19 protein-coding genes are annotated in these 20,454 nt (G+C 64.4%); 11 read left to right on the forward strand and 8 right to left on the reverse strand.

Going from position 1 to position 20,454, the window contains the following annotated elements:
- Nucleotides 1–132: 132 nt before the first annotated feature.
- Entirely contained in the window at nucleotides 133–636 is a 504-nt protein-coding gene (locus tag HWX69_RS03370; protein WP_178915701.1) for a hypothetical protein, read from the reverse strand.
- 150 nt (nucleotides 637–786) lie between these two features.
- On the opposite strand from HWX69_RS03370, the gene HWX69_RS03375 reads away from it, so the two are divergent.
- Complete coding sequence (locus HWX69_RS03375) at nucleotides 787–1,014, forward strand: HalOD1 output domain-containing protein (protein WP_178915702.1); 228 nt, start codon at nucleotides 787–789, stop codon at nucleotides 1,012–1,014.
- Between the two features lie 95 nt (nucleotides 1,015–1,109).
- On the opposite strand, the gene HWX69_RS03380 is transcribed toward HWX69_RS03375, so the two are convergent.
- Nucleotides 1,110–1,607, reverse strand: a complete 498-nt coding sequence (locus HWX69_RS03380; protein WP_178915703.1) for a hypothetical protein — start codon at nucleotides 1,605–1,607, stop codon at nucleotides 1,110–1,112.
- 316 nt (nucleotides 1,608–1,923) lie between these two features.
- Here HWX69_RS03380 and HWX69_RS03385 point away from each other — a divergent pair, with 316 nt between their 5' ends.
- Complete coding sequence (locus HWX69_RS03385) at nucleotides 1,924–2,547, forward strand: hypothetical protein (protein ID WP_178915704.1); 624 nt, start codon at nucleotides 1,924–1,926, stop codon at nucleotides 2,545–2,547.
- A 268-nt stretch (nucleotides 2,548–2,815) separates the two neighbouring features.
- Here HWX69_RS03385 and HWX69_RS03390 read toward each other — a convergent pair whose 3' ends face one another.
- On the reverse strand, nucleotides 2,816–3,349 hold the full coding sequence (locus HWX69_RS03390; protein WP_178915705.1) for a glycine zipper 2TM domain-containing protein: 534 nt from the start codon (nucleotides 3,347–3,349) through the stop codon (nucleotides 2,816–2,818).
- A 236-nt stretch (nucleotides 3,350–3,585) separates the two neighbouring features.
- Here HWX69_RS03390 and HWX69_RS03395 point away from each other — a divergent pair, with 236 nt between their 5' ends.
- The 3 genes from HWX69_RS03395 (at nucleotide 3,586) to HWX69_RS03405 (ending at nucleotide 7,783) form a co-directional block, all read left to right on the forward strand.
- On the forward strand, nucleotides 3,586–4,182 hold the full coding sequence (locus tag HWX69_RS03395) for a hypothetical protein (protein ID WP_178915706.1): 597 nt from the start codon (nucleotides 3,586–3,588) through the stop codon (nucleotides 4,180–4,182).
- On the forward strand, nucleotides 4,179–5,900 hold the full coding sequence (locus tag HWX69_RS03400) for a site-specific integrase (RefSeq protein ID WP_178915707.1): 1,722 nt from the start codon (nucleotides 4,179–4,181) through the stop codon (nucleotides 5,898–5,900). The genes HWX69_RS03395 and HWX69_RS03400 overlap by 4 nt, the downstream gene beginning before the upstream one ends.
- A 356-nt stretch (nucleotides 5,901–6,256) precedes the next feature.
- On the forward strand, nucleotides 6,257–7,783 hold the full coding sequence (locus tag HWX69_RS03405) for an ATP-dependent DNA helicase (protein WP_178915708.1): 1,527 nt from the start codon (nucleotides 6,257–6,259) through the stop codon (nucleotides 7,781–7,783).
- Here HWX69_RS03405 and HWX69_RS03410 read toward each other — a convergent pair whose 3' ends face one another.
- From HWX69_RS03410 to HWX69_RS03420, 3 genes are read right to left on the reverse strand one after another with little or no spacing between them, the layout of a single operon-like run.
- Nucleotides 7,784–8,839, reverse strand: coding sequence for an ATP-binding cassette domain-containing protein (locus tag HWX69_RS03410; RefSeq protein ID WP_178915709.1), 1,056 nt, complete (start codon nucleotides 8,837–8,839; stop codon nucleotides 7,784–7,786). It abuts the gene before it with no gap.
- A 46-nt stretch (nucleotides 8,840–8,885) separates the two neighbouring features.
- On the reverse strand, nucleotides 8,886–10,637 hold the full coding sequence (locus HWX69_RS03415; RefSeq protein ID WP_178915710.1) for an ABC transporter permease: 1,752 nt from the start codon (nucleotides 10,635–10,637) through the stop codon (nucleotides 8,886–8,888).
- Nucleotides 10,638–11,672: a thiamine ABC transporter substrate-binding protein gene (locus tag HWX69_RS03420; protein WP_178915711.1), complete on the reverse strand. Its 1,035-nt coding sequence runs from the start codon at nucleotides 11,670–11,672 to the stop codon at nucleotides 10,638–10,640.
- A gap of 95 nt (nucleotides 11,673–11,767) precedes the next feature.
- On the opposite strand from HWX69_RS03420, the gene HWX69_RS03425 reads away from it, so the two are divergent.
- Entirely contained in the window at nucleotides 11,768–12,769 is a 1,002-nt protein-coding gene (locus tag HWX69_RS03425) for an AI-2E family transporter (RefSeq protein WP_178915712.1), read from the forward strand.
- On the opposite strand, the gene htpX is transcribed toward HWX69_RS03425, so the two are convergent.
- Both htpX and HWX69_RS03435 read right to left on the reverse strand, forming a co-directional pair.
- A complete protein-coding gene (gene htpX / locus HWX69_RS03430; protein ID WP_178915713.1) occupies nucleotides 12,766–13,632 on the reverse strand; it encodes a zinc metalloprotease HtpX in 867 nt (288 codons plus the stop codon). The genes HWX69_RS03425 and htpX overlap by 4 nt on opposite strands.
- A 73-nt stretch (nucleotides 13,633–13,705) precedes the next feature.
- A complete protein-coding gene (locus HWX69_RS03435) occupies nucleotides 13,706–15,328 on the reverse strand; it encodes a gamma-glutamyltransferase family protein (protein WP_178915714.1) in 1,623 nt (540 codons plus the stop codon).
- Between the two features lie 149 nt (nucleotides 15,329–15,477).
- On the opposite strand from HWX69_RS03435, the gene HWX69_RS03440 reads away from it, so the two are divergent.
- The 5 genes from HWX69_RS03440 (at nucleotide 15,478) to HWX69_RS03460 (ending at nucleotide 20,401) form a co-directional block, all read left to right on the forward strand.
- The gene (locus tag HWX69_RS03440; protein ID WP_178915715.1) at nucleotides 15,478–16,905 is read left to right on the forward strand and encodes a sulfatase; all 1,428 of its coding nucleotides are present in this window, start codon (nucleotides 15,478–15,480) and stop codon (nucleotides 16,903–16,905) included.
- Nucleotides 16,906–17,340, forward strand: a complete 435-nt coding sequence (locus HWX69_RS03445) for a GtrA family protein (protein WP_178915716.1) — start codon at nucleotides 16,906–16,908, stop codon at nucleotides 17,338–17,340.
- A gap of 83 nt (nucleotides 17,341–17,423) precedes the next feature.
- The gene (locus HWX69_RS03450) at nucleotides 17,424–18,194 is read left to right on the forward strand and encodes a hypothetical protein (RefSeq protein WP_178915717.1); all 771 of its coding nucleotides are present in this window, start codon (nucleotides 17,424–17,426) and stop codon (nucleotides 18,192–18,194) included.
- Between the two features lie 54 nt (nucleotides 18,195–18,248).
- Nucleotides 18,249–19,376, forward strand: a complete 1,128-nt coding sequence (locus HWX69_RS03455; RefSeq protein WP_178915718.1) for a 60S ribosomal export protein NMD3 — start codon at nucleotides 18,249–18,251, stop codon at nucleotides 19,374–19,376.
- Nucleotides 19,373–20,401 (forward strand): class I SAM-dependent methyltransferase, encoded by a 1,029-nt coding sequence (locus tag HWX69_RS03460; RefSeq protein ID WP_178915719.1) that lies wholly within the window; start codon nucleotides 19,373–19,375, stop codon nucleotides 20,399–20,401. Before HWX69_RS03455 ends, HWX69_RS03460 begins: the two co-directional genes overlap by 4 nt.
- Nucleotides 20,402–20,454: the final 53 nt, after the last annotated feature.

A 20,454-nucleotide genomic window follows, 5' to 3' on the forward strand; every position in this document is an offset into this window, starting at 1 on the left:
GCGCCCCTGCACGATGGGAGTACGTGGGTGTCGCCCAATACACGGCCTTCCCGGCGTCCATCACCGATGGGGCGACGGTCTGCACCCGTGGGGGCAATACAATGGGCCGACCCCCTCCGGGCGGCTGACCCGCTACTCGTCCCAGTCATTAGAGTTCAGCACGCCAGCCCGGTAGAGTTGGGTGTAGAAACCGACTAGGAGGACACCTGCCAAGACGGTCATTATACCGGGTACGAGGCGATATATGGGGTTGGAAACCTGTACGGTAAGAGCCATCGCCTGTGCCACTCCGACGAAGGCAAGCACGAGCGTCAGGCGGGTTACAGCGCGGTTTGAGCGGAGACTCCGTTGCTCCTGACGACGTTCCCGGGCATAGGAGTACCCCTTACCTGTGAGTTCCAGTTCGTTTCGAGTTGGGTCGTCATCATCGCCCAAAATGAGTGCTGTTCTCTCGGCGAGGCCCATACTAACCAGCGTTTTTGAGGCAGTTGCAATCGCCTCCTCGGAGAGGCCGGTTTGCTCGACTAAATTCACCTCTGGGTCAAGTTGTGGTCCGTCGCCGTGGCGGGGAAATTCTCCCCGTCCGCCCATCTCGTAGAGCGTTTCCAGCACCTCCTGCCACGGGTTATCTCGCATAGAATCACATCAGGGAGCGCCGACTTAAAACGCGGCCAACGTTGGAGATATGCAATCGAGATTCAGTGGAATAACGGACAGTACCGTCGTAAATACGCAGGCGAATCCAAACTGATTTTTGCAATGGTGAGAATTGGCATCCGTTGAGTGATGCTCATAGAATCACTTATCGGGGCAATTGCGGACGCTAAGGGCAAAGAGCCGGATGAACTGGAGTTCGTTCTCGAAGACCACATTTCGGCGGAGGCGATTCAGCAGTTGGATGACCATGCGAGCGAATCATGGACGCTTCAGTTCGAACTCCCGAATCACACCGTACAGGTTGGAGGTGACGGTACCATCCTCGTAGACGGCACAGAGGAACAGATGTGCCCCTGAACGCCAATTCTGTTGGAACAGCGGACCCATTGTGTCTGTCACTCGACGGCCACTAAGAATTCCAACAGGCCCATACATAGCGAATCGTCCGCCGTCTAAAACGCCGACAACAGTAGACGCAAGAAATTAGCCTCGCTCTCGTCCGGCTTCCGTGGAGCGACCCGCCGACCCTCCATCGAACTGGGCGCTTTGTACTCCCAGTCGTGGTCGATAAACTCCGCCAACTCGGGGTTGATGAGTTGGGCCGAGGACACCCAGTACGTCTTGCCTTCGACCTCCAGCCCGGTCATCTCCTCGAACGGCAGAAGTTTGGTCCCTTTCGGGATGAACAGTTCTTGGGAACACCGGAGCAGAATCGGGTCCGATAGGTTCGGGTCAACGCCGTAGATGAGTTCGTACTCGGATTTTTTCTTCCCAGTTGGCCACCTATCCGCGAAGATAACGCTAATTTCATCGCTCAAGTCCTCCCGAGTGTATCCTTCGGCTTCGTAATCGTCCGAATCGGTGTAGTCGGTATGCCGCTCCCCACGCTCCGTTGAGCCGTCCTCTGATGCCTCCGACGACCCCCCAGTGAACTTGTCAAAGAGTCCCATTGGGCCGCATGACTGTCCCTCGGACCATCAAACTTTGTCGTTGAGCCGACCGCTGGAACACCTGAAAACCCGAGCGGATGGAGCCGCCCGGATTCAAACAAGAACTTCGATGTGGCACCATTGGAACTGAATGAGTCCAACAGAGCGGGTCGTTGTGGGAACAACCCAGTCAAACCCACGGGCTATTTCGACTTACGTGTATCGACACATACCAACTTACAGATATACTGTTTCTTTGTGCCATACAAAGGTTTTTGAGTGAAATACTCTTTTTCTGATACGGAGTATTAAGACCATAGACCACCCATAGTCGGGTATGGCACCTAACGGTACAGACGACGAGAGCGACGAGCGCAAGACCTACGACGAGTACAAGCGGGCGAAGAACCCCCGCGCCAACGAGCCCGGCGAGGCGGGACCGCGTGACCCGTCAGCGGAGATGGCCGAGGACCACGGTATCGGGACGGGCTTCGAGGACCTGTCCGAGACGGAGGCCACCAAGAAGTCCTACGAGGAGGAGGTCATAGACGAGGGCTGGAGTGCCTTCGGCACCAAGGGCGTCGAAAAGGAGCGGGCCACCCCCGACAGCGAGAAGACCGGCCTCTCGCTCACCGAGGCGGATATACGTCAGGCCCAGCAGACACCCGACGAGCGGCGCGAGGAACTGCTCCGGGGTATCCGCAACGAACTCCACGCCCTCAATCGCAAACAGGAGTTCGACGGGGCCAGCCCACCGGACCGTCACCTCACCGAGAAGGGCCTCACCAGCCTCTATGACGACCTCCAGTCCATCGTCGAATCCGAATCCGAGTCCAATGCAGAGGAACTGGAGACGGCTCTCAACGCCTACTGTGACGACCCGACGACTGGCGGGCTGGAGGACTCCATCGGTGAGGTCCTCCAGTACGTGCAAACGGGAGCAACCGAATCCGAAGCCTGAGCGAGTGGGTCAACGGCTCCCCTCGGACGCAAACGCCGGACGGTGTTGCGTCTCCGATTTCAGCTGGGGGTTTCGGGACAATCACCGTTCAGTCAATCGGTTTTCAGTCTATATCACTCGATGATACCACTCGCAAATAGACGCAATCTGACGGGGGTTGCACCGTCCAGTGATTACACTATTGAGGCACTCAGGGTGGAGCCAGCGGTCGAGCCGCCCCACGGCACGGATGCTCGTCCTCTGCTCAGTGGAGGTGGAGAAACTGCCCTCAGTCCTCAAAATATTTTGCAGGTTCATTGATTTCGTCTTTGAGGACGAGCCTCGCCGCCGAGACAGCCTGCAACATCTCGTTCTCATTGAAGTTGTGATATGCCTCGGGGACTTCATCACCAATACCTCCTGTGTCGGAATATTCTACATGCCAAGTAAAGTACCCATTTGCCCACCGAAACTCCTCATATGCATCCTCAATAAGATTCATCTGAGTGTCGTCTAAGAATATCGAAGCATGACGCATTGCGTACTCAAAATCGTAAAAAGCACTCATTATTTCATTTTCAAACTCAGATTCGTCCATTGACATAGAACTCTCCCAATTGAACTTATATTTCTGATAGCAATTCTCCAGATTCGCATGTAGGTCCGTAATTGAGTTCACTTTTTCTTTGAGAAAATAGTCTGCATACCGCCGGGTATCTTCAGCCTCAATTTGCTTTTGAGTTACGTAATAGTTAGCCCCTCCTGCAATTGCGGACCCGATGACACCACCAATTGCGGCCCCAATGACCGTAGCAGTAACCATAAACCAACACAAATTTGCTGAGATAATAAGCGCTACTGGGTATTGAGGCTAAATCGACTCACCTTCAGTCCACTATTCACGAACCCTGAGCCGATTCTGACACAGATATCGAGACTAGTTAGATGTCACACGTGCTGAATTAGTGAAGACGAGTTGGGGTGCAGATTAATGAGACGCTTGGCGGCATTTGTACCCAGGACCGTCTAGTATATACTGACTGCCGCCGGAGGTGTATCATGTGCCCGCACAGCACAGAATCGAGTAGTACCAACAGTACCGACGGCGAGCGGCAGGAACGCGCTCGGGTGTCGGTGAACCTAACAGCGGCAGAGAAGGCGGAGTGGGAGACGCTGTCCGAGGCGGCCGACCGTCCGCTCTCATCCTTCGTCAAAAGCCGGGTCCGAGCGGGCGTCAAGAAGTTCGACGCGGAAGTAGCCCCGGACGAGGACCACGCAGCGCTCCGTCGGAGCCGCGACGAGTGGCGAGACACGGCAGAGTCGGCGCTAACCCGCGTGGAGGAATTGGAACGGGGGCTTGAGGCGACCGACCGTGGCGAGTTCACGAAGATGCTGTCGGAGCGGGACGCACCGCTTCCGTGGTCGGAGGCGGTCGAACGCCTTCGTGCTGGCGTGCCAACACGCATGAAGCAGTACATGGCGGAGATACCGGAGGTACATGCAGAGGTTCCGTCGGGCGCGGCGACGGCGAGGGCGGCGACAGTCGTGGTCACCGAAAAAGAAGACAGGAGCGTCGACAATAGCGACGACGGGAACACTGACGAGGGTGAGACGGACGCGCCGGAGTACGCGCTGTCTTGGGAGGCAGAGCGATGACGGACGACCGTGCGCCTCCGTCGGCGGACCCGGCGGACCGGTTGGGCGTGTTCAAGCGGTTCGCGGATATACCTGCGCCGTGGCGGCACGACCTTGACCCGACGGTGTACGATGGACGGGACATGTGGGCAGAATACGACGCCTCGACGGGGGCACTGACGACTGACAGCGAGCGGCAGTCGTCGGATATGAGGCTGGCCGTCGAGTCGTGGAACGACCATATGGCCGACAAGGGCCGGCATCCGATGCTCGCGCACCCGTCGGACGTGGAGGAGTGGTGTGCAGACCTGCTATCGCGTATGGCCCCAAAGCGGGCATACAACCCATACTGGGTAACGGTCGAGAAGGCATACATGTGGCTGTCATGGCATCGACACCACCCACACGTATACAATGTGTTCGTCATGGCCGCGGCTGAGTATCCGGAGGGTGCAGCCCACGAGGTGTGGAACGCGAAGATGGCCCGACGAGCGACAACTGACGGCGGAACTGACCAGCCAAAGTCGGAGCACGTTGTGCTGACGGACGGTGGGATGGACATAGACCCGGGTAGGGCCTTTGCGGGCGGGGCAGGCGTGGATGCGGACCCGCTCGCGGCGCTGTCCGAGCAGGTAACGGCGGGCGAGCGGGCTCTACGGGAGAACGCAGAATACGAGAATGTAATGGACTGGTATCTAGCGGAGGTCCACTCGGGGTCAGCGGTTCGAACACGACAGGAGTACCAACAGGTGTGGCGCGAGTGGTCTGAGTACCTCGCGGACGCGGAACCGGGTCGTCACCCGGCGTGCCCCGCAGAGTATCACGTTCGAGGGTTCGCGAAGGAATTATGTGGCCGGCATCAAGCGGTTTGGGCACGCTCGAAGGTGAGCCTGCTGGCAAACTGGTACGAGTGGTTCACCAAGGAAGAGACAACGCCCGCGTTCCCGAGCGCTCCCTTCCGTAAAGTGTACGAGAAGTACCCGTGGCCGCCGGACGACAGGCTCCGGGCACGGACGCTGACGGTTAACCAACACCGGAGGGTGCTGGCGGATGTGACACATGAGCGCGACCTCGCGTGGATACTGTTGGGGCTGAAACTCGGGATGCGAGAAGGTGAGGTATTGAACGTCCAACTGCAAGACGTGAATCTCACAGACCCAGCACTCCGTGACCACTACCCGAAGTTAGGGTCACACCGATTGGTTCGAGACCACTCGAACGCAATCTACATCCCACCGGGCCGAAAGGCGTCGAACTCGACGGGTCCGGCGGTGACGCTCCGGAGGTTTGACGACGGGCACGGACCCATAGTGAATAAATCCCGGTTCCCCCGCGTAATGCCGCTGGATGAGGAGTTGCGGGCGGTGCTGACACGCTACCTGTTGGCAAGGTATGACGCCCCAGACCAGCCGTGGCTATTCTTGACGGAGACTCACCACGACCACTTCCGCGACCAAAACAGGGTGAACGACATATGGCAGGAGGCGTACGAGCGGCACGGATTCGAGGAGGACGAAGCGGCGGGTCTCCGGGGCGTCACCAGCCACACGGGTCGGCACTTCTTCTCGGACTACTGGGAGTCGTCGGGAAGACTGTCGCGTTCGCGGTTGAACTACATCCGCGGTGATTCTCCGGGTGCGGGCTATCATGGGGCCGCTATCGGTGACTACCTCCACCCGTCGTACGCCGATATAGAGGATGTTTATCGTACGAACGTCCCACGGCTCCTGTCTGAGTAATTTAAGGGGGTCGATTGTCGGCACCTCAGGGCGACCTCTAAGCGATTTTCCCAACTCTGACGACCGTCACGCCTAAGCGGTCGCACCCGAAGGTATCGGTAACGAGAAACCCGAGAACGCGACGCCGGCGTGCCCGTTGTGCCCGCACAGGACAGCGGCACGGTCGGCGTCTACTGGTGGTCCGTGTCGTTGGGGGATAAACTCGACGGTGCTGACTTAACACCGCTGTTCTCCGGTATCTCGTGCCCGCACATGGACGGATATGACACGCGCTCGGGGCAGCCCGAGGGTGTGCGAATTAGCCAAACGCCTACCACGCCTTCGACCCGACGACCGTCGAGTCGTTCACCGGCGCGTTGATAGACGACGAGACGTTCGTCGTCTGCGACGAGGCCCACATGCTCGAACCGCGGGTCCGGGATTTGGTCGGCGACGGCGTCTCCGGGCGCTCACTCCGAAGCGCCGAGAGCGAACTGTCGCGGGTCATCGAGCCACTGGCGGCGATGGAGGAAGCCGGCGGCGGCACAGAGACCCGCTACGGCGGCGAAGCCAAACAGCAAGCGGCCACGGTTCGGGATGAACTGAACGAAACCGACGTGACGCTGGGAGAGTTACGCGACACCAAGCGCTTTCTCGTCGCGCTCCAGGAGGAACTCGACCAACGGATCACCGAGCACCTCGACGCCGAACGGCCGGACTGGCGGCGGAACCTCCCCGAGTTGCGCGACGACGAAATACCGCTCAGAGACCCCGAACAGCCCGGTACGGACGAGTTGACACAGTGGGCCGAACGCAACGGCTTCGACGCGAAGGTCTGGACCCGCGCCGAGACGGTGTGTGCCGTCGCCGGCCACATCCTCGACACGGTCGAAGAGGAGGACAAACGCCGCGCAGCGCCACCGGTGGGCCGGACGCTCGGAACGTGGTACCGGGCCGACCACACCGACTTCTTCCGGGAAATCGAACTCGAACGGACGTGGGACGACACCCACCCCGCCGAGTCTTGGCGGCGGGCCTACACCGCCCGCTTTTCGCTGCACAACTGCCTCCCGTCGGGCGCCATCGGCGAACAGCTCGGCGAGTTCGGCGGCGGCATCCTGATGAGCGCGACGCTGGAGCCACTGGAGGCCTTCGCCGAGGTGACCGGCCTCCGGCATCTCGAAGACGAAGAGGACCGACCCGTCGTCGAGCGAACGTACGGACTGGAGTTCCCCGAGGAGAACCGGGGCTCCTACGCCGTCGCTACACCGAAGTTCACCTACTCGAACCGCGGCGACCCCGACGAAGACACCGACACCCGGCGCGCCCACGCCCGAGCAATCCGGCAGGTCGCCGACTCGCCGGGGAACGTCCTCGTCGGGATGCCCTCGTACCGGGAGGCCGAGTGGGCCGCCTCGATACTCGACGGCCACGACAAGGAGGTGCTCGTCGACGAGGCGACCGACGACGTGGCGACCGAGGAGTTGAAACGCGAGTTCTTCGCAGGCGACCCGAAGGTGCTCGTGACGAGTCTGCGCGGGACACTGACCGAGGGCGTCGACTACCGCGGCGACCGCCTGTCGGCGGCCATCGTCTGTGGCGTCCCCATCATCAACACCGCCAGTCCCCGAACCCGGGCGGTCCGGACAGCCTACGACCGCGCCTTCGGCGACGGGTTCAAATACGCCCTAGCGGTGCCGGCCGTCCGGAAGGCCAGACAGGCCGTCGGCCGCGTCATCCGCGGCCCCGACGAGCGCGGCGTCCGGGTGTTCTGTGACGAACGCTACGCTCGCGATTCCTGGGACAGTGTCCGCGAGTTGCTCGGCGATGCCGACCGCGAGGAGTTCGGCGCCGTCAGCACCGATATGTTCGATTTCGCATTAGAGCGGTTCTGGTCGACTTGATTACAGTATCCACGCATCCTCCGGGTCGAACCCGACGGTCAGTTCGTCGGCTTCGGGCGGGACATCGAGTGCGACGACGACCCGCGTTCCCTCCCAGTCGAGGTGGACCCGCGTCGTCTCCCCGAGGAACTCGCTGTCGACGACCGTCCCGGTGAGTCGGTTCCGCCCGGCGTCGACCCCGAAGGCCCCGGGTCGGACGCAGAACGTCAGACGTTCGTCGGACGCGTTTTCCACCCGAGGTAGGACGAAATCGCACCCCTGCACCCGAACGGCCAACCCCCCTGTTTCACCTGCAGTTGTCGAGTTACCACGGGTCGTGTCAACGACCTGCGCGTCGAAGACGTTGTTCTCGCCGAGGAACTCCGCGACGAACCGCGAGGCCGGTCGGCGGTACAACTCCTGTGGTCGGCCGACCTGTTCGACCCGGCCATCCGAGAGCACCGCCACGCGGTCGGAGACGGCGAGCGCCTCGGCCTGGTCGTGGGTGACGTAGACGGTCGTGACCCCGAGTTCCTGTTGAATCTCGCGGACGTCCCGACGGAGTCGCTCCCGGAGGCGAGCATCGAGTGCGCTCATCGGCTCGTCGAGCAACAGGAGTTCCGGGCCGGGCGCCAGCGCCCGCGCCAATGCGACGCGCTGCTGTTGGCCGCCGGAGAGTGCAGTCGGGTCCCGCTCCTCGAAGCCTTCGAGTCCGACCAAGGTGAGCAGTTCCTCGATTCGCTCCTCGGTCGTGACGCCGCCCGGTGGCTCGGCGAATCGGAGACCGTAACCGACGTTTTCGGCGACGGACATGTGTGGGAACAGCGCGTAGCTCTGAAACACCAATCCGACACCGCGGGCCTCCGGTGGCACGCCGGCCATCGACTCGCCGTCGAAGCGAACCGTCCCCTCAGTTGGTGCCTCGAAGCCCCCGAGCAGCCGTAGGGTCGTCGTCTTCCCACACCCGGAGGGGCCGACCAGCGTGAAGAACTCGCCGTCGGCGACCGACAGCGACACGTCCGACAGTGCCGTCGTCGGACCGTAGCGCTTGCTCACACCGTCGAGGTCGACCCTCACGGCCGCCACCTCTCGTTTCGCGACCCGACGCACTCCTCGCGTGGCATCACTCGAGTCCTCCGTACGCCCCGAGACGCTCGATGACCACGAAACTGACGCTCGTGACGACCAGAAGCACCGACCCCATCGCGGTGGCGGGGCCGAGCGTCCTGTCGGAGAGATACCGCTGGACGGCGACGGGCATCGTGTAGGCGTCGCCGCCCTCGACGAGGACGACCGTGGAGTTGAACTCGCCGACGGAGATGGCGAAGGCGAAGGCGGCGCCGGCGGCGACGGCGGGCGCGACGAGCGGGAGTTCGATGTCGAGGAGCGCCCGGGTCCGGGAGGCACCGAGCGCGCGCGCCGACTCGACCAATCTGTCGTCCATAGACGAGAGCGCGGGCGTGACCGTCCGGACGACGAAGGGGTAGGCGCCGACTGCGTGGGCGGCGACGATGGCGACGGCGCCGGTGACCTGCAGTTGGAGACCGAACACCTCGACACCGAAGACGACCGTCTGGAGCAATCCGAGGCCGACGACGACACCCGAGACGGCGAACGGGAGCATCGCCAGCGTCCCGACGACGCGGGCGGAGAGGGTGTCGCGGGCGGTTGCGAGGGCGACGACGACGCCCATCGGCACCGCGAGGACGAGTGTCCCGACGGCGAAGGCAAGGGAGTTCCGGATGGCCACGTCCGGTTGGGTGCCGACGACGGCGTCCTGGCGGTCGAGCAGGAACTCGTAGTACTGCAGGGTGAACCCCCCGTTGGCGTCGAGGACGCTCGCCAGCAGCATCGAGACGATGGGGCCGACGAAGACGACCGCAATCACGACCCCGTAGCCGGCGATGGCGAGGCGTTCGAGGTCGACGCGGGCGAACAGGCGCTCACGGGTCTGAGCGGCGACACCGCGTGTGGCGGCTTGGGCGCGCTCGTAGTGGAGGTACGCGTAGGTCAGCCCGAGCGTGATGGCGGCTTCGAGGACGGCCAACGCCGCGGCCTCCTCCAGTTGGAGCCGGGAGATGCGGTCGTAGAGGAACACCTCGACGGTCGCCAACTGGAATCCGCCCAACGCCAGCACGATTGGGAACGACATGAACGTGAAGATGAAGACGAGCAGCGTGCTCGTGAGGACGGCAGGAGCGAGTTGCGGGACGACGACGTCGAGGAACGCCCGCCGGGGGGAAGCCCCGAGGCTTCGGGCCGTCTCGACCATCCGGGTGTCGACGCCCTCCCAGGCGGCCGCGACGACCCGGACGACCAGCGGCGCGTTGTAGAAGGCGTGAGCCAGCAGGATGATTTCCAGCGTGAACATCAGTTCGACCGTCGGGAGGCCGACTGCGGCGAGCGCGCGGTTCAGCGGGCCGTTGATGCCGAACATCGCCGCGAACCCGGCGGCGACCATAATCGAGGGCAGAACGAACGGAACGAGCGTCAGCGACCGGACCGTCCGACGGCCGCGGAACTCGTAGTTCGCGAGCACGTACGCCCCCGGCAGGCCGATTACGAGGCTCAGGAGCGTCGAGAGGACGGCCTGATACGCCGTGAAGCCGAACCGGCCGAAACTCGCCTCCCCGGCGAGCACCGAACGGAGGAGTTCCACCGGCGATTCGCCCGCGAACACGCCGGCGAGGTCCCCGAAGTACAGCGAGTCGGTGAGAACGTCGCGTATCGGTTCGAGCGTGAGGCGACCGTCGGAGAACACCGCCTCGACGAGGACGCTCCCCACCGGGTAGTACAGCATGACGGCCAGCAGCGCGGCCGTCGCGAGGCCGGCGACGAGAAACGGGGTGTCGACGCGCCGACGGGAGCGAGCCATCTACTCGACGATTTGTCGGGCCCACTCGTCGACCCAGCCGTCGAGGTTGCCGGCGAGTTCGTCGTAGCCGAACGTGACCGGTTCCGGCGGGACGTGGGCGAGGCTGGCGAACTCCTCGTCGAGTTCGGCGTCGTCGACGGCCGGGAACTGGACGTTCCGCTCGGCGATGACGCCCTGTACCTCCGGTTGGAGCATGAACTCCATGAAGTCGGTCGCGGCGTCGGCGTCCGGCGCGTCGGCGAACCGGGCCATCCCTTCGGGTTGGGCGTAACCCTGGTCGTTGAGGAAGCCGACCTGGTGTCTCGGCGTGTCGCCGTTGTACACCTGGTCGGTCGAGTAGGAGACGACCATGTCGGCGGCCTCGTTCGTGTAGGCGTTGTAGGCGTCGCTCCAGGACCCGAGAATCCGAACCTCGTTGTCCTCCAGTTGCTGCCAGTAGTCGAGGTAGCCGTCCGCGCCGAACTCGTGGACGGTCCACAGGAGGAAGGCGAGGCCGGGGTCGGACTCCTGGGCGTTCTGCGTGATGAGTTCCCCGCGGTTGGCCTCGTCGGTGAGGTCCTCGAACGTCGTCGGTTCGACCTCGCGCTCGTCGTAGACGAGGCTGATGTAGCCCGTGTCGTAGGGAATCGCACGGTCGTCGGGGTCGAACCGGAGTTCGTCGAGGACGCGGTCGGAGCGTTCGAGGTCGCCGGCGAGGGAGTCGAACAACGGCTCGTCGAGTTCCTCGTCGATGCGGATGAGTTCGTCGACGTTGAGGCCGACGAAGAGGTCGGCGTCGATGTCGGCGCCCTCCTGTGCCCGGCGGATGTACTGGTTGATACCGGAACTCGGGACGGTGAACTCGATTTCGGCGTCGTGGTCGGCCTCGAAGTTCTCCTTCAGCCACGGGCCGATGGAGTCCTCGCTGTCGACGAAGGACTCGTAGGTGGCGACGGTGACGACGCCGTCGCCCTCGTTGCCGCCCGTGTAGCCGACACAGCCGGCCGTCGCGGCGACGGCGGTTCCCGCACCTGCGATGAACGTGCGTCGTCTCATTACCGAGTGGTACCTCTCCGTGTACTTAAGCGGCGCGTTCGGCGGGCGGGCCGTCGGCGGGAAACGGTTTTGGCCTCCCCCGAACAATCAGGCCTGTGTCATCACTCCGTCGTCGTCGGTACGTCCTCGCTGCCCTGTTCGTCGCCGTCGCCCTCCTGACGGCGGCGATACTCTGGGAGGTCGTCGAGGTCGTCTTCTTCGCCATCACCGTCGCCTACGTCCTCTACCCGGTCCGACAGCGACTCGTCGACCGCGGCACCTCCCGACGAGTCGCGAGCGCCCTCGTGACGACGCTGGCGTTCGTCGTCGTCGTCGTCCTTTTTTCGCCCATCATCTGGACGGTGTTCAGACGGCGGGACGCGATACTCGAGTTGTTCCGAAACCTCCCAGAGGAGATTACCGTCGAGGCATTCGGCTTCGTCACGACCCAAGAGACGGCCGAACTCGTCGCCACCGCGACCGAAATCGTCCGCGACATCGCCAGTTCGCTCGCCTTCTCGTCTATCTTCCTGTTGCTCGAACTCGGGATGTTCACCATCCTGCTGTACGGGCTCCTGTTGCGACCGAACGCCGTCGGCCGGGCCGCCTTCGAAATCACCCCTCCGCAGTACCACGACGTACTCCGTGCACTGAACAACCGGATTTCGGGGACGCTGTACGCGCTGTACGTCATCCAGGCTGCGACCGCCGTCGTCACGTTCCCCATCGCACTCGTCGTGTTCTACATCCTCGGCTACAGCGACGTGGTCGTGCTGTCGGTCATCTCCGCCATCCTCCAGTTCGTCCCCATCGTCGGCCCCGGAATGCTCGCGGTCGGACTGGCCGGCTACGACTTCGTCATCGGGATGCCGGACCGCGCGGTCGGCATCATCGTTCTCGGTCCCTTACTCATCGGTCTCCTTCCCGACCTGCTCGTCCGCCCGCGGTTGGCGTCGAGTCAGGCACGCCTCCCCGCCAGCCTCTACTTCGTCGGCTTTACCGGCGGCGTCCTCACCGTCGGCGTCATCGGCATCATCGCCGGGCCGCTGGCCGTCGCCGTCCTCGTCGAAGTGGTCGACCTCCTGAGCGATGGTGGAGCGCCCGCCGAGGACGATTAGGTCTCCATCTCCCGTTCCATCTCCCGAAGCGCCTCGATGCGTTTTTCGGTCGGTGGGTGCGTCCGGGCGATTTTCCCGATGAACCCCTTGCTGATTGGGATGATGAAGAACGCGTTCATCTCGGCCTGTTCGCGGAGGTCCTCCTCGGGGATGCGGTCCATCCGGCCGGAGATGGTCATCAGCGCCGAGGCCAAAGCTGAGGGGTTGCCCGTGATGGCGACCGCACCGCGGTCGGCGGAGTACTCGCGGTAGCGACTGAGCGCCCGGATGAGCAGGAACGAAATCACCCACACGACGAGCGAGACGAGGATGGCGACGATGACGGGCGCCCCGTTGCGGTTCCGCCCGCCGAACAGCCACCCCCAGCGGACGATGAGGAAGGCGATAGTCGAGAGGAACGACGCGATGGTCATCACCGCCACGTCGCGGTTCTTGATGTGGGCGAGTTCGTGAGCGATGACGCCCTCGAGTTCGTCGTCGTCGAGGGCATCCAGTAGCCCGGTCGTCACGCAGACGACGCCGTGAGAGGGCGAGCGGCCGGTCGCGAAGGCGTTCGGCGTCCGGTTGTCGGCGACCGCCACGTCGGGTTTCGGGAGGTCGGCCTGCTGGGAGAGGCGGCCGACCTGTGCGTGGAGTTGCGGGTACTCCTCCTCGCTGACCGTTCGGGCCCCCATCGAGCGGAGGGCGAGTTTGTCGCTGAAGAAGTACTGCGCCAGCGAGAACGCTCCGAGCAGAATCGCCGGAATCAGCAGGTTCCCGAAGTACAGCGTCAACACGCCGACGAAGACGAGATAGAGGGCGAACAGCAGGAACATGGTGAACCCCATCCGAAGGCGGAGCCCCCAGTCGGTTTGCCACTGCATACGCTCACTTTAGCCTCGAAGGGCTAAAAGTCCGCGCGTCGGCGATGCCGTCGGGCCGCAGTGTCACCTGGGCTCAGTACACCGACGCGTTGCCGTCCTTCCGCGGTTCGGTCGCCGCCGACAGCGTTCCGTCCTCGTTGCGGACGACCTGTGCGCCGCCGAACATGAGTGGCGGGAGGACTTCGAGGTCGTGGCCGCGGCGGAGCAGGCCGTTCTGGACCGCAGTCGGCATCCGTGCCTCGACGGCCAGGCGGCCGTCCTCTCGGTAGCGCCATCGCGGGGTGTCGAGTGCCTCCTGTAGCGTCTTGCCGTCGTCTACCATTCCGACGAGCGTCTGGAGGTGCCCCTGCGGTTGCATGAACCCGCCCATGACGCCGAAGGCCGACCAGTCGTCGTCGCCGCGCTTCAGCAGCCCCGGAATGAGCGTGTGGAACGGCTTCTTCTCCGGTTCCAGCCGGTTCGGGTGGTCGTCATCGAGTGAAAACGACGCCCCGCGGTTCTGGAGGGCGATACCGGTGTCGCCGGCGACGAGGCCGCTCCCGAACCCGGCGAATCGGGAGTTGATGTAGGAGACGACGTTGCCCTCGCTGTCGCCGACACACAGCAGGACGGTGTCGGCGTCCTCGGCGTTTGAGTCGGGGACGCCGAAGGAGACGTCCGAGGCCTCCTCGCCGACGGTCGCGGCGCGTTTCTCCGCCCACGATTTCGAGGCCAGTGGTGGAATCTCCTCGAAGTCGGGGTCGGTGATGTAGCGGTGGCCGTCGTGGAAGGCCAACTTCATCGCCTCGGCGAGGTAGTGAACCCGCGCCGCCGAGTCCGCCGGATGCTCCCGAGCGCCCAACTCTTCGGCGATGTTCAACGCCTCCAGCGCGATGAGACCCTGATTGTTCGGCGGGAGTTCGTACACTTCCGCGTCGCCGTAGGTCGTCGAGACGGGGTCGGGGTACTCGACCTCGAAGTCCGCGAGGTCGTCGACGGTCATGAAGCCGCCCGCCCGCTGGACCTCCTCGGCGATGGCCTCGGCGATGTACCCCTCGTACACCACGTCGGCACCCTCTTCGGCGATGGCCTGCATCGACTCACCGAGCTTTTCGAGTCGGACCGTCTCGCCCGGATTCGGCGCGCGCTCACCGTCGACGAGGTACGCCTCGCGTGCGTGGTCGGACTCGAACAGTTCCTCGCCGTGTTCCCACGCGCTGGCGATGACCTCGGTGACGGGGTAGCCCTCGGTGGCGTACTCGATGGCCGGCCCCAGCGCATCCGCGAGCGTGAGGCGGCCGAATCCCTCGACGGTGGCCTCCCAGCCGCGGGCAGTACCGGGAACCGTCACGGCGTGGGCGCCGGTTTCCGGCATCGTCGCTTCTTCTGGGGCGACCCCCTGCTCGTCGGCGACGGCCTCGCGGACGTTCTCGCGGGTCGCACCCGCGGGGGCGCCGCCGCAGGCGCGCATCGCGCCGACCTCGCCGTCGGCACTGCGGTACAGCATGAACACGTCGCCACCCAACCCCGTCGAGGTGGGTTCGGTGACGTTCAGTGCCGCGGCGGTGGCGACGGCGGCGTCGAACGCGTTACCGCCGTCTTGTAGCGTCCGGAGGCCTGCCTCCGCCGCCAGCGGTTGGCTCGTCGCGACGGCGCCGTTCGGTCCGTACATCGTCGAGCGCCGGGAGCCGAACTCGTCGACTGTTGGATTGTCCATACGAGGGGTGTGAGTGGCGGGAATATAGATTCGGTGTCTCCCCGTCGCTGACCAAACGCGCCGAAACCCACGGTATTTAGGCGGTGAGGCTCCTGAGATACCCACAAGGAGTCCGAACGCTTTCGCGGGCTACCGATGGAGTCATCACAATGGAATCAAACACGCCGGTTTCGAACGTCGTTCTCGTGACGGTGGATTCGCTGCGGGCCGACGCTATCGGCCCGTACGACGACGAACGACACACGCCGGTTTTGGATTCGATGGCCGACCGCGGAACGGTGTTCGAGAACGCCTTCGCGACCGGCAACTGGACGCCGTTTTCGTTCCCGTCGATACTGTCGTCCAGACCCGTCTTCGCGGATACGGGCGATATCGGCGTCGAACCAGCGAACTCGCTCGCGACAGTGCTCTCGGAGGCCGGCGTCTCTACCGCCGGCTTCAACGCCGCGAACGGCTTCCTCACCTCTCACTGGAACTACGATTCCGGATTCGACGAGTTCGACGCCTTCGTCGCCGACATCGGTAGCAGCATCTACAGCCAGTATCTGGCGAGCCACCCGACCGTAGAGGCGTGGCTCCAGCTGGCGACTTCGCCGTTCCGCCGAGCCGCCTCTTGGCTCCGCGGCGGCAGCGACGACAAGCCCTTCCTCAACACCTCTCGAATGGCCGACGTCGAGGGCGCCGCCGAGTCGTTCATCGAGGAGACGGAGTCGCCGTTCTTCCTGTGGGTCCACTACATGGACACCCACACGCCCTACGTCCCCGCACCGCGGTACATCCGGGAGGTCTCCGGCGACACCGTCGGCACCCACCGGATGTTGCTCGCCCACGCACAGACGGGACTCGGACGCGAGGTCAGCGACCGAACCCTCGAGAGCCTCCGGATGCTGTATCAGGGTGCGACCCGACAGGTCGACGCCAGTATCGGCCGACTACTGGAGACACTCGACACCGCCGGCGTCGCCGACGAGACGGCGTTCGTCGTCGCCGGCGACCACGGCGAGGAGTTCCAGGAACACGGCCACCTCGCACACTACCCGAAACTGTACGACGAACTGATTCGGGTTCCGCTGCTCGTCGACGTGCCGGGAACGGAACCACGGCGCGTCGAACGGCAGGTCTCTCTCGATTCGATTCCGCCGACGATTGCTGACCTCCTCGACGCCGAGGCCCCCTCGGCGTGGGCCGGCGAGACGCTCGTTCCGGCCGTCACCTCGGGCGTCGACCCCGCCGACGACCCGGTCGTCTCCGTGACCGTCCGCGGTGAGGACGTGACCGACCAGCCGATTCCCCGCGCCCTCGGCGACGGCGAACTCCTCGTGAGCGTCCGCGACGAGGAGTGGACCTACATCGAGAACGTCGAGTCGGGCGGGACCGAACTGTATCACAGACCCTCGGACCCGACACAACAGGACGACCTCTCGGCGGAACCGACCGAGGAACAGCGGTCCGTCATCGAGCTGTTCGAGCCGATTGCGTCCGCCCACGCCGCGACGCTTCGGGGCACAGAGGCCGAACGACCGGAGGAGGTCGACGAGGACCTCCAGACACGGTTGGAGGCGCTCGGTTACCGCTAGATGGTACGGCAATTCCTCCGAAACCTCGTCGGCGGGCCGGCGGCGGCGCAACTCCAGCGATTCGTCGCCGTCGGGACGACCGCTGCCGGCCTCCAGATGCTGTTGTTGTGGCTGTTCGTCGACTACGTCGGGTGGAACTATCTGGTGGGAGCGACGGTCGCCATCGAGACCACCATCATCTTTCAGTACGTTCTGAACAACGCCTGGACGTTCCAGGCGGACCAGAACACCGGTCTCTCGGCGTACCTGTACGGCCTGCTGAAGACGAACCTCGTCCGCGGGTCGGCGATACCCATCCAACTCGGCGTCCTGTTCGCGCTCGTCGAGTGGGTGTCGGTTCAGTATCTGCTCGCCAACGCCGTCGCCATCGGCATCAGCGGCATCTACCGCTACGTCCTCGACACGAAGTGGACGTGGGGCGGCGACGTGCTCTGAAGGACGCGGAACCCGAGTCGATAACTCAAGCCGGCGTTTGAGTCATCACAAAACCCACCCCGTCCTCTACCGGACAGTCGTGTATGGACCCAACGCCGAATCGACGCGCCTTGCTCGTCGCCGCTGGTGCGACCGCGGCGGCGCTCGCCGGCTGTACCGACACCCTTCCCGGGAGCGACACCCGCGAACTGCCGGAAAGCTGTCCGACGAGTCAGGACCTCGACGTGGAGTGGCCACGCGACCTCGACAGCGAGGCGGTGGCGTCGTTCCTCGAAGCGTACGAACACGTCTACTATCGCGAGGAGGTCGTCGAGTACGAACCCGAATCTCGAGTCGACTCATACGGGCTGTCGGTGGGTGTCTCGGAGGACCCCACCACCGTCGACGGCGGCTACGAGGCCACTCTCTCGGGGAGCGGCGGCATCTACCGGCCGACGCTCAATGTGGGCGCGAGGACGGCCGACGCCCCCGACGACGCCGACATCGTCTCCATCGAGGAAGTCGACGACGAGACGCTCCGCGAGGTGCTTCAGGAGGCCGCCGAGTCAGGTGAGGCCGAACACCACATCGAACCCCCGGGCGAGGAGGTCGACCGCTACATCGAATTGGTCGCGTCGCTGTCCTCTGATTTCGAACCGCCATCCGCACCCGGGGAGTCGGGGACGGCGTACTTCGACGTCGACGGCACGACGGTCGAACTCACCCTCCACGCGAACCGGTTCCACGGCGACTACTGGTGGAAGGCCCGATACTACGTCGACGAGAACGTCGTCTGGCGGGTCGAAGTCCCGGGCGAGGAGCCCCCCGACCCGAGAGCAGAAGGGAAACTGCTGGAGTGTCGGGAAGACGCCTGAACGGGACGCCCGCGTGCCGCGTCGCTTAAACGCCTCGGCCGATTACGACCGCCAATGAGTTCCGGCCCCCGCTCCGGTGAGTTCTGCCCGCGCTGTGGCGACGCCGTCGAGCGGCCGTCAGAGGCCGACCTCCCGGGCGGACCGAAAGACCCCGATTCCGTGCTGTGTGACGACTGTTACTTCGAGGATTTCGAGTTGGTCGACGCCCCCGACCGCATCGAGGTCCGGGTGTGTAGCCAGTGTGGCGCTCTCCACCGCGGGAAGCGCTGGGTCGACGTGGGTGCCCGCGACTACACCGACATCGCCGTCGAGGAGACGGCCGAACGGCTGTCGGTCCACGTCGACGCCGAAGAGGTCGACTGGGGGGTCGAACCCGAACAGATCGACCAGAACACCATCCGGATGCACTGTCTGTTCACCGGCCGTATCCGCGAGACGCCGCTCTCGGAGGAAGTGACCGTTCCCGTCTACATCTCCCGGGAGACCTGCGACCGCTGTGGCCGCATCGCCGGCGACTACTACGCCGCCATCGTCCAGGTTCGAGGTACCGAGCGTAACCCGACGCCCGAGGAGAACGACCGCGCGAAAGAAATCGCCGAGGAGTACGTCGCCGAGCGCGAGGCGACGGGCGACCGCAACGCGTTCATCACCGAGACCAAGGAGACGAAAGACGGCCTGAACATGAAAATCTCGACCAACCAGATGGGACAGGGCATCGCCCACCGCATCGTCCGTGAGTTGGGGGGGTCGGTCTCGGATGCGCCGACGCTGGTCACCGAGGACGGCGACGGCAACGAGGTGTACCGCGTCACCTTCGTCGCGCGCCTGCCGCCGTACACTCCCGGCGACGTCATCGACCTCGACGACGGCGACGGCCCCGTCGTCGTTACCAGCGCCCACGGGAACCTCAAGGGCAAGCGGGTGGAGACCGGCGAGCGCTACGAGGCGGACTTCGAGGAGGGCATCGCCCCCGACGCCCGGAAGCTCGGGACCCGAGCGGACGCCGAACGGACGACCGTCGTCGCGGTCGAAGACGAGCGTGCGGTGCAGGTGCTGGACCCCGAAACCTTCGAGGCCAAGACCGTCCCACGTCCCGATTACATGGACCCCGACGCCGACGAGGTGCCGGTGTTGAAACACCGCGAGGGGTTGCACGTCCTCCCCGACGGCGACGAGGAATGACCGGCGGAGACGGCAACGACCTCGCCGCAGTCGTCGAGAAGTCGCGAACGCAGACGGCCATCGACGCGCTGCGTGCGGAGGGCGTCTACGACTCCGGCCGGAGCGTCGAACCCTACGACGGGAGCCACATCGCCGTCCCCGTCACCGAAGCACCCCAGTCGACGGCCGTCACCGACGTTCGCCCCCTCGAGTTACCCCGTCGGGAGCGCGGCCTCGACGACCTGCTGGCCGACCGCGGGTTCTCGGCGTCCGAAATCGACGCCGCACCCGGTTCGTGGGCCGTCATCGGCAGCGTCATTCTGGCGGATTTCGGCGACGTGTCCGCCGAGGGGTCGCTGTCGGCGGACCGACGCGAGGCCGCCGGCGAGGCACTACTCGACCTCCACGGCGAGGCCGATACGGTGCTGGCCCGCGGGGGCATCGATGGAACGCGCCGGGACCCCACCGCCGAGGTCGTCGCCGGGACCGGCGACACCGAGACCATCCACGTCGAACACGGCACGAAGTACGCCGTGGACCTCTCTCGCGTCATGTTCTCGCCGGGGAACAAGGCCGAACGCGCCCGGATGGGCGAGGTCGTCGAGTCGGACGAACGAGTCTTCGACATGTTCGCCGGCATCGGCTACTTCGCGCTGCCGATGGCCCGCGCCGGCGCCGAGGTGACCGCCGCCGAAATCGACCCCGATTCCTACCGCCTGCTCGTCGAGAACGCGATGTTGAACGGCGTCTCCGAGCGGTTTCGCGCCGTCTTGGGCGATTGCCGCAACGTGGAGACGACCGCCGACCGGGTCGTGATGGGCTACTACGAAGCCGCCGACTATCTCGATGCGGCGCTCGAGTCCCTCGTTTCGGGTGGAACGCTCCATCTCCACGAAGCGACACCCGAGAAACTGTTCCCGGAGCGGCCGATAGCGCGATTGGAGGCCGCCGCGGACGGCCGGTCGGTCGACGTACTCGACACACGCGTTGTGAAGAGCCACAGCGCCGGCGTCGTCCACGGTGTCGTCGACGCCCGTGTGGACTGACCGACACCGGAGTGACCGCCGATGCTATGTGAGTTGGACCTGCACGGATGAGT

This window comes from Natronomonas gomsonensis, from assembly GCF_013391635.1.
Taxonomy (GTDB): domain Archaea; phylum Halobacteriota; class Halobacteria; order Halobacteriales; family Haloarculaceae; genus Natronomonas; species Natronomonas gomsonensis_A.

Bases quoted from the DNA above. Each gene is read 5' to 3' on its own strand.
- HWX69_RS03370 (WP_178915701.1), bottom strand. From the start codon at position 636: ATGCGAGATAACCCGTGGCAGGAGGTGCTGGAAACGCTCTACGAGATG.
- HWX69_RS03375 (WP_178915702.1), top strand. From the start codon at position 787: ATGCTCATAGAATCACTTATCGGGGCAATTGCGGACGCTAAGGGCAAA.
- HWX69_RS03380 (WP_178915703.1), bottom strand. From the start codon at position 1,607: ATGGGACTCTTTGACAAGTTCACTGGGGGGTCGTCGGAGGCATCAGAG.
- HWX69_RS03385 (WP_178915704.1), top strand. From the start codon at position 1,924: ATGGCACCTAACGGTACAGACGACGAGAGCGACGAGCGCAAGACCTAC.
- HWX69_RS03390 (WP_178915705.1), bottom strand. From the start codon at position 3,349: ATGGTTACTGCTACGGTCATTGGGGCCGCAATTGGTGGTGTCATCGGG.
- HWX69_RS03395 (WP_178915706.1), top strand. From the start codon at position 3,586: ATGTGCCCGCACAGCACAGAATCGAGTAGTACCAACAGTACCGACGGC.
- HWX69_RS03400 (WP_178915707.1), top strand. From the start codon at position 4,179: ATGACGGACGACCGTGCGCCTCCGTCGGCGGACCCGGCGGACCGGTTG.
- HWX69_RS03415 (WP_178915710.1), bottom strand. From the start codon at position 10,637: ATGGCTCGCTCCCGTCGGCGCGTCGACACCCCGTTTCTCGTCGCCGGC.
- HWX69_RS03420 (WP_178915711.1), bottom strand. From the start codon at position 11,672: ATGAGACGACGCACGTTCATCGCAGGTGCGGGAACCGCCGTCGCCGCG.
- htpX (WP_178915713.1), bottom strand. From the start codon at position 13,632: ATGCAGTGGCAAACCGACTGGGGGCTCCGCCTTCGGATGGGGTTCACC.
- HWX69_RS03435 (WP_178915714.1), bottom strand. From the start codon at position 15,328: ATGGACAATCCAACAGTCGACGAGTTCGGCTCCCGGCGCTCGACGATG.
- HWX69_RS03440 (WP_178915715.1), top strand. From the start codon at position 15,478: ATGGAATCAAACACGCCGGTTTCGAACGTCGTTCTCGTGACGGTGGAT.
- HWX69_RS03445 (WP_178915716.1), top strand. From the start codon at position 16,906: ATGGTACGGCAATTCCTCCGAAACCTCGTCGGCGGGCCGGCGGCGGCG.
- HWX69_RS03450 (WP_178915717.1), top strand. From the start codon at position 17,424: ATGGACCCAACGCCGAATCGACGCGCCTTGCTCGTCGCCGCTGGTGCG.
- HWX69_RS03455 (WP_178915718.1), top strand. From the start codon at position 18,249: ATGAGTTCCGGCCCCCGCTCCGGTGAGTTCTGCCCGCGCTGTGGCGAC.
- HWX69_RS03460 (WP_178915719.1), top strand. From the start codon at position 19,373: ATGACCGGCGGAGACGGCAACGACCTCGCCGCAGTCGTCGAGAAGTCG.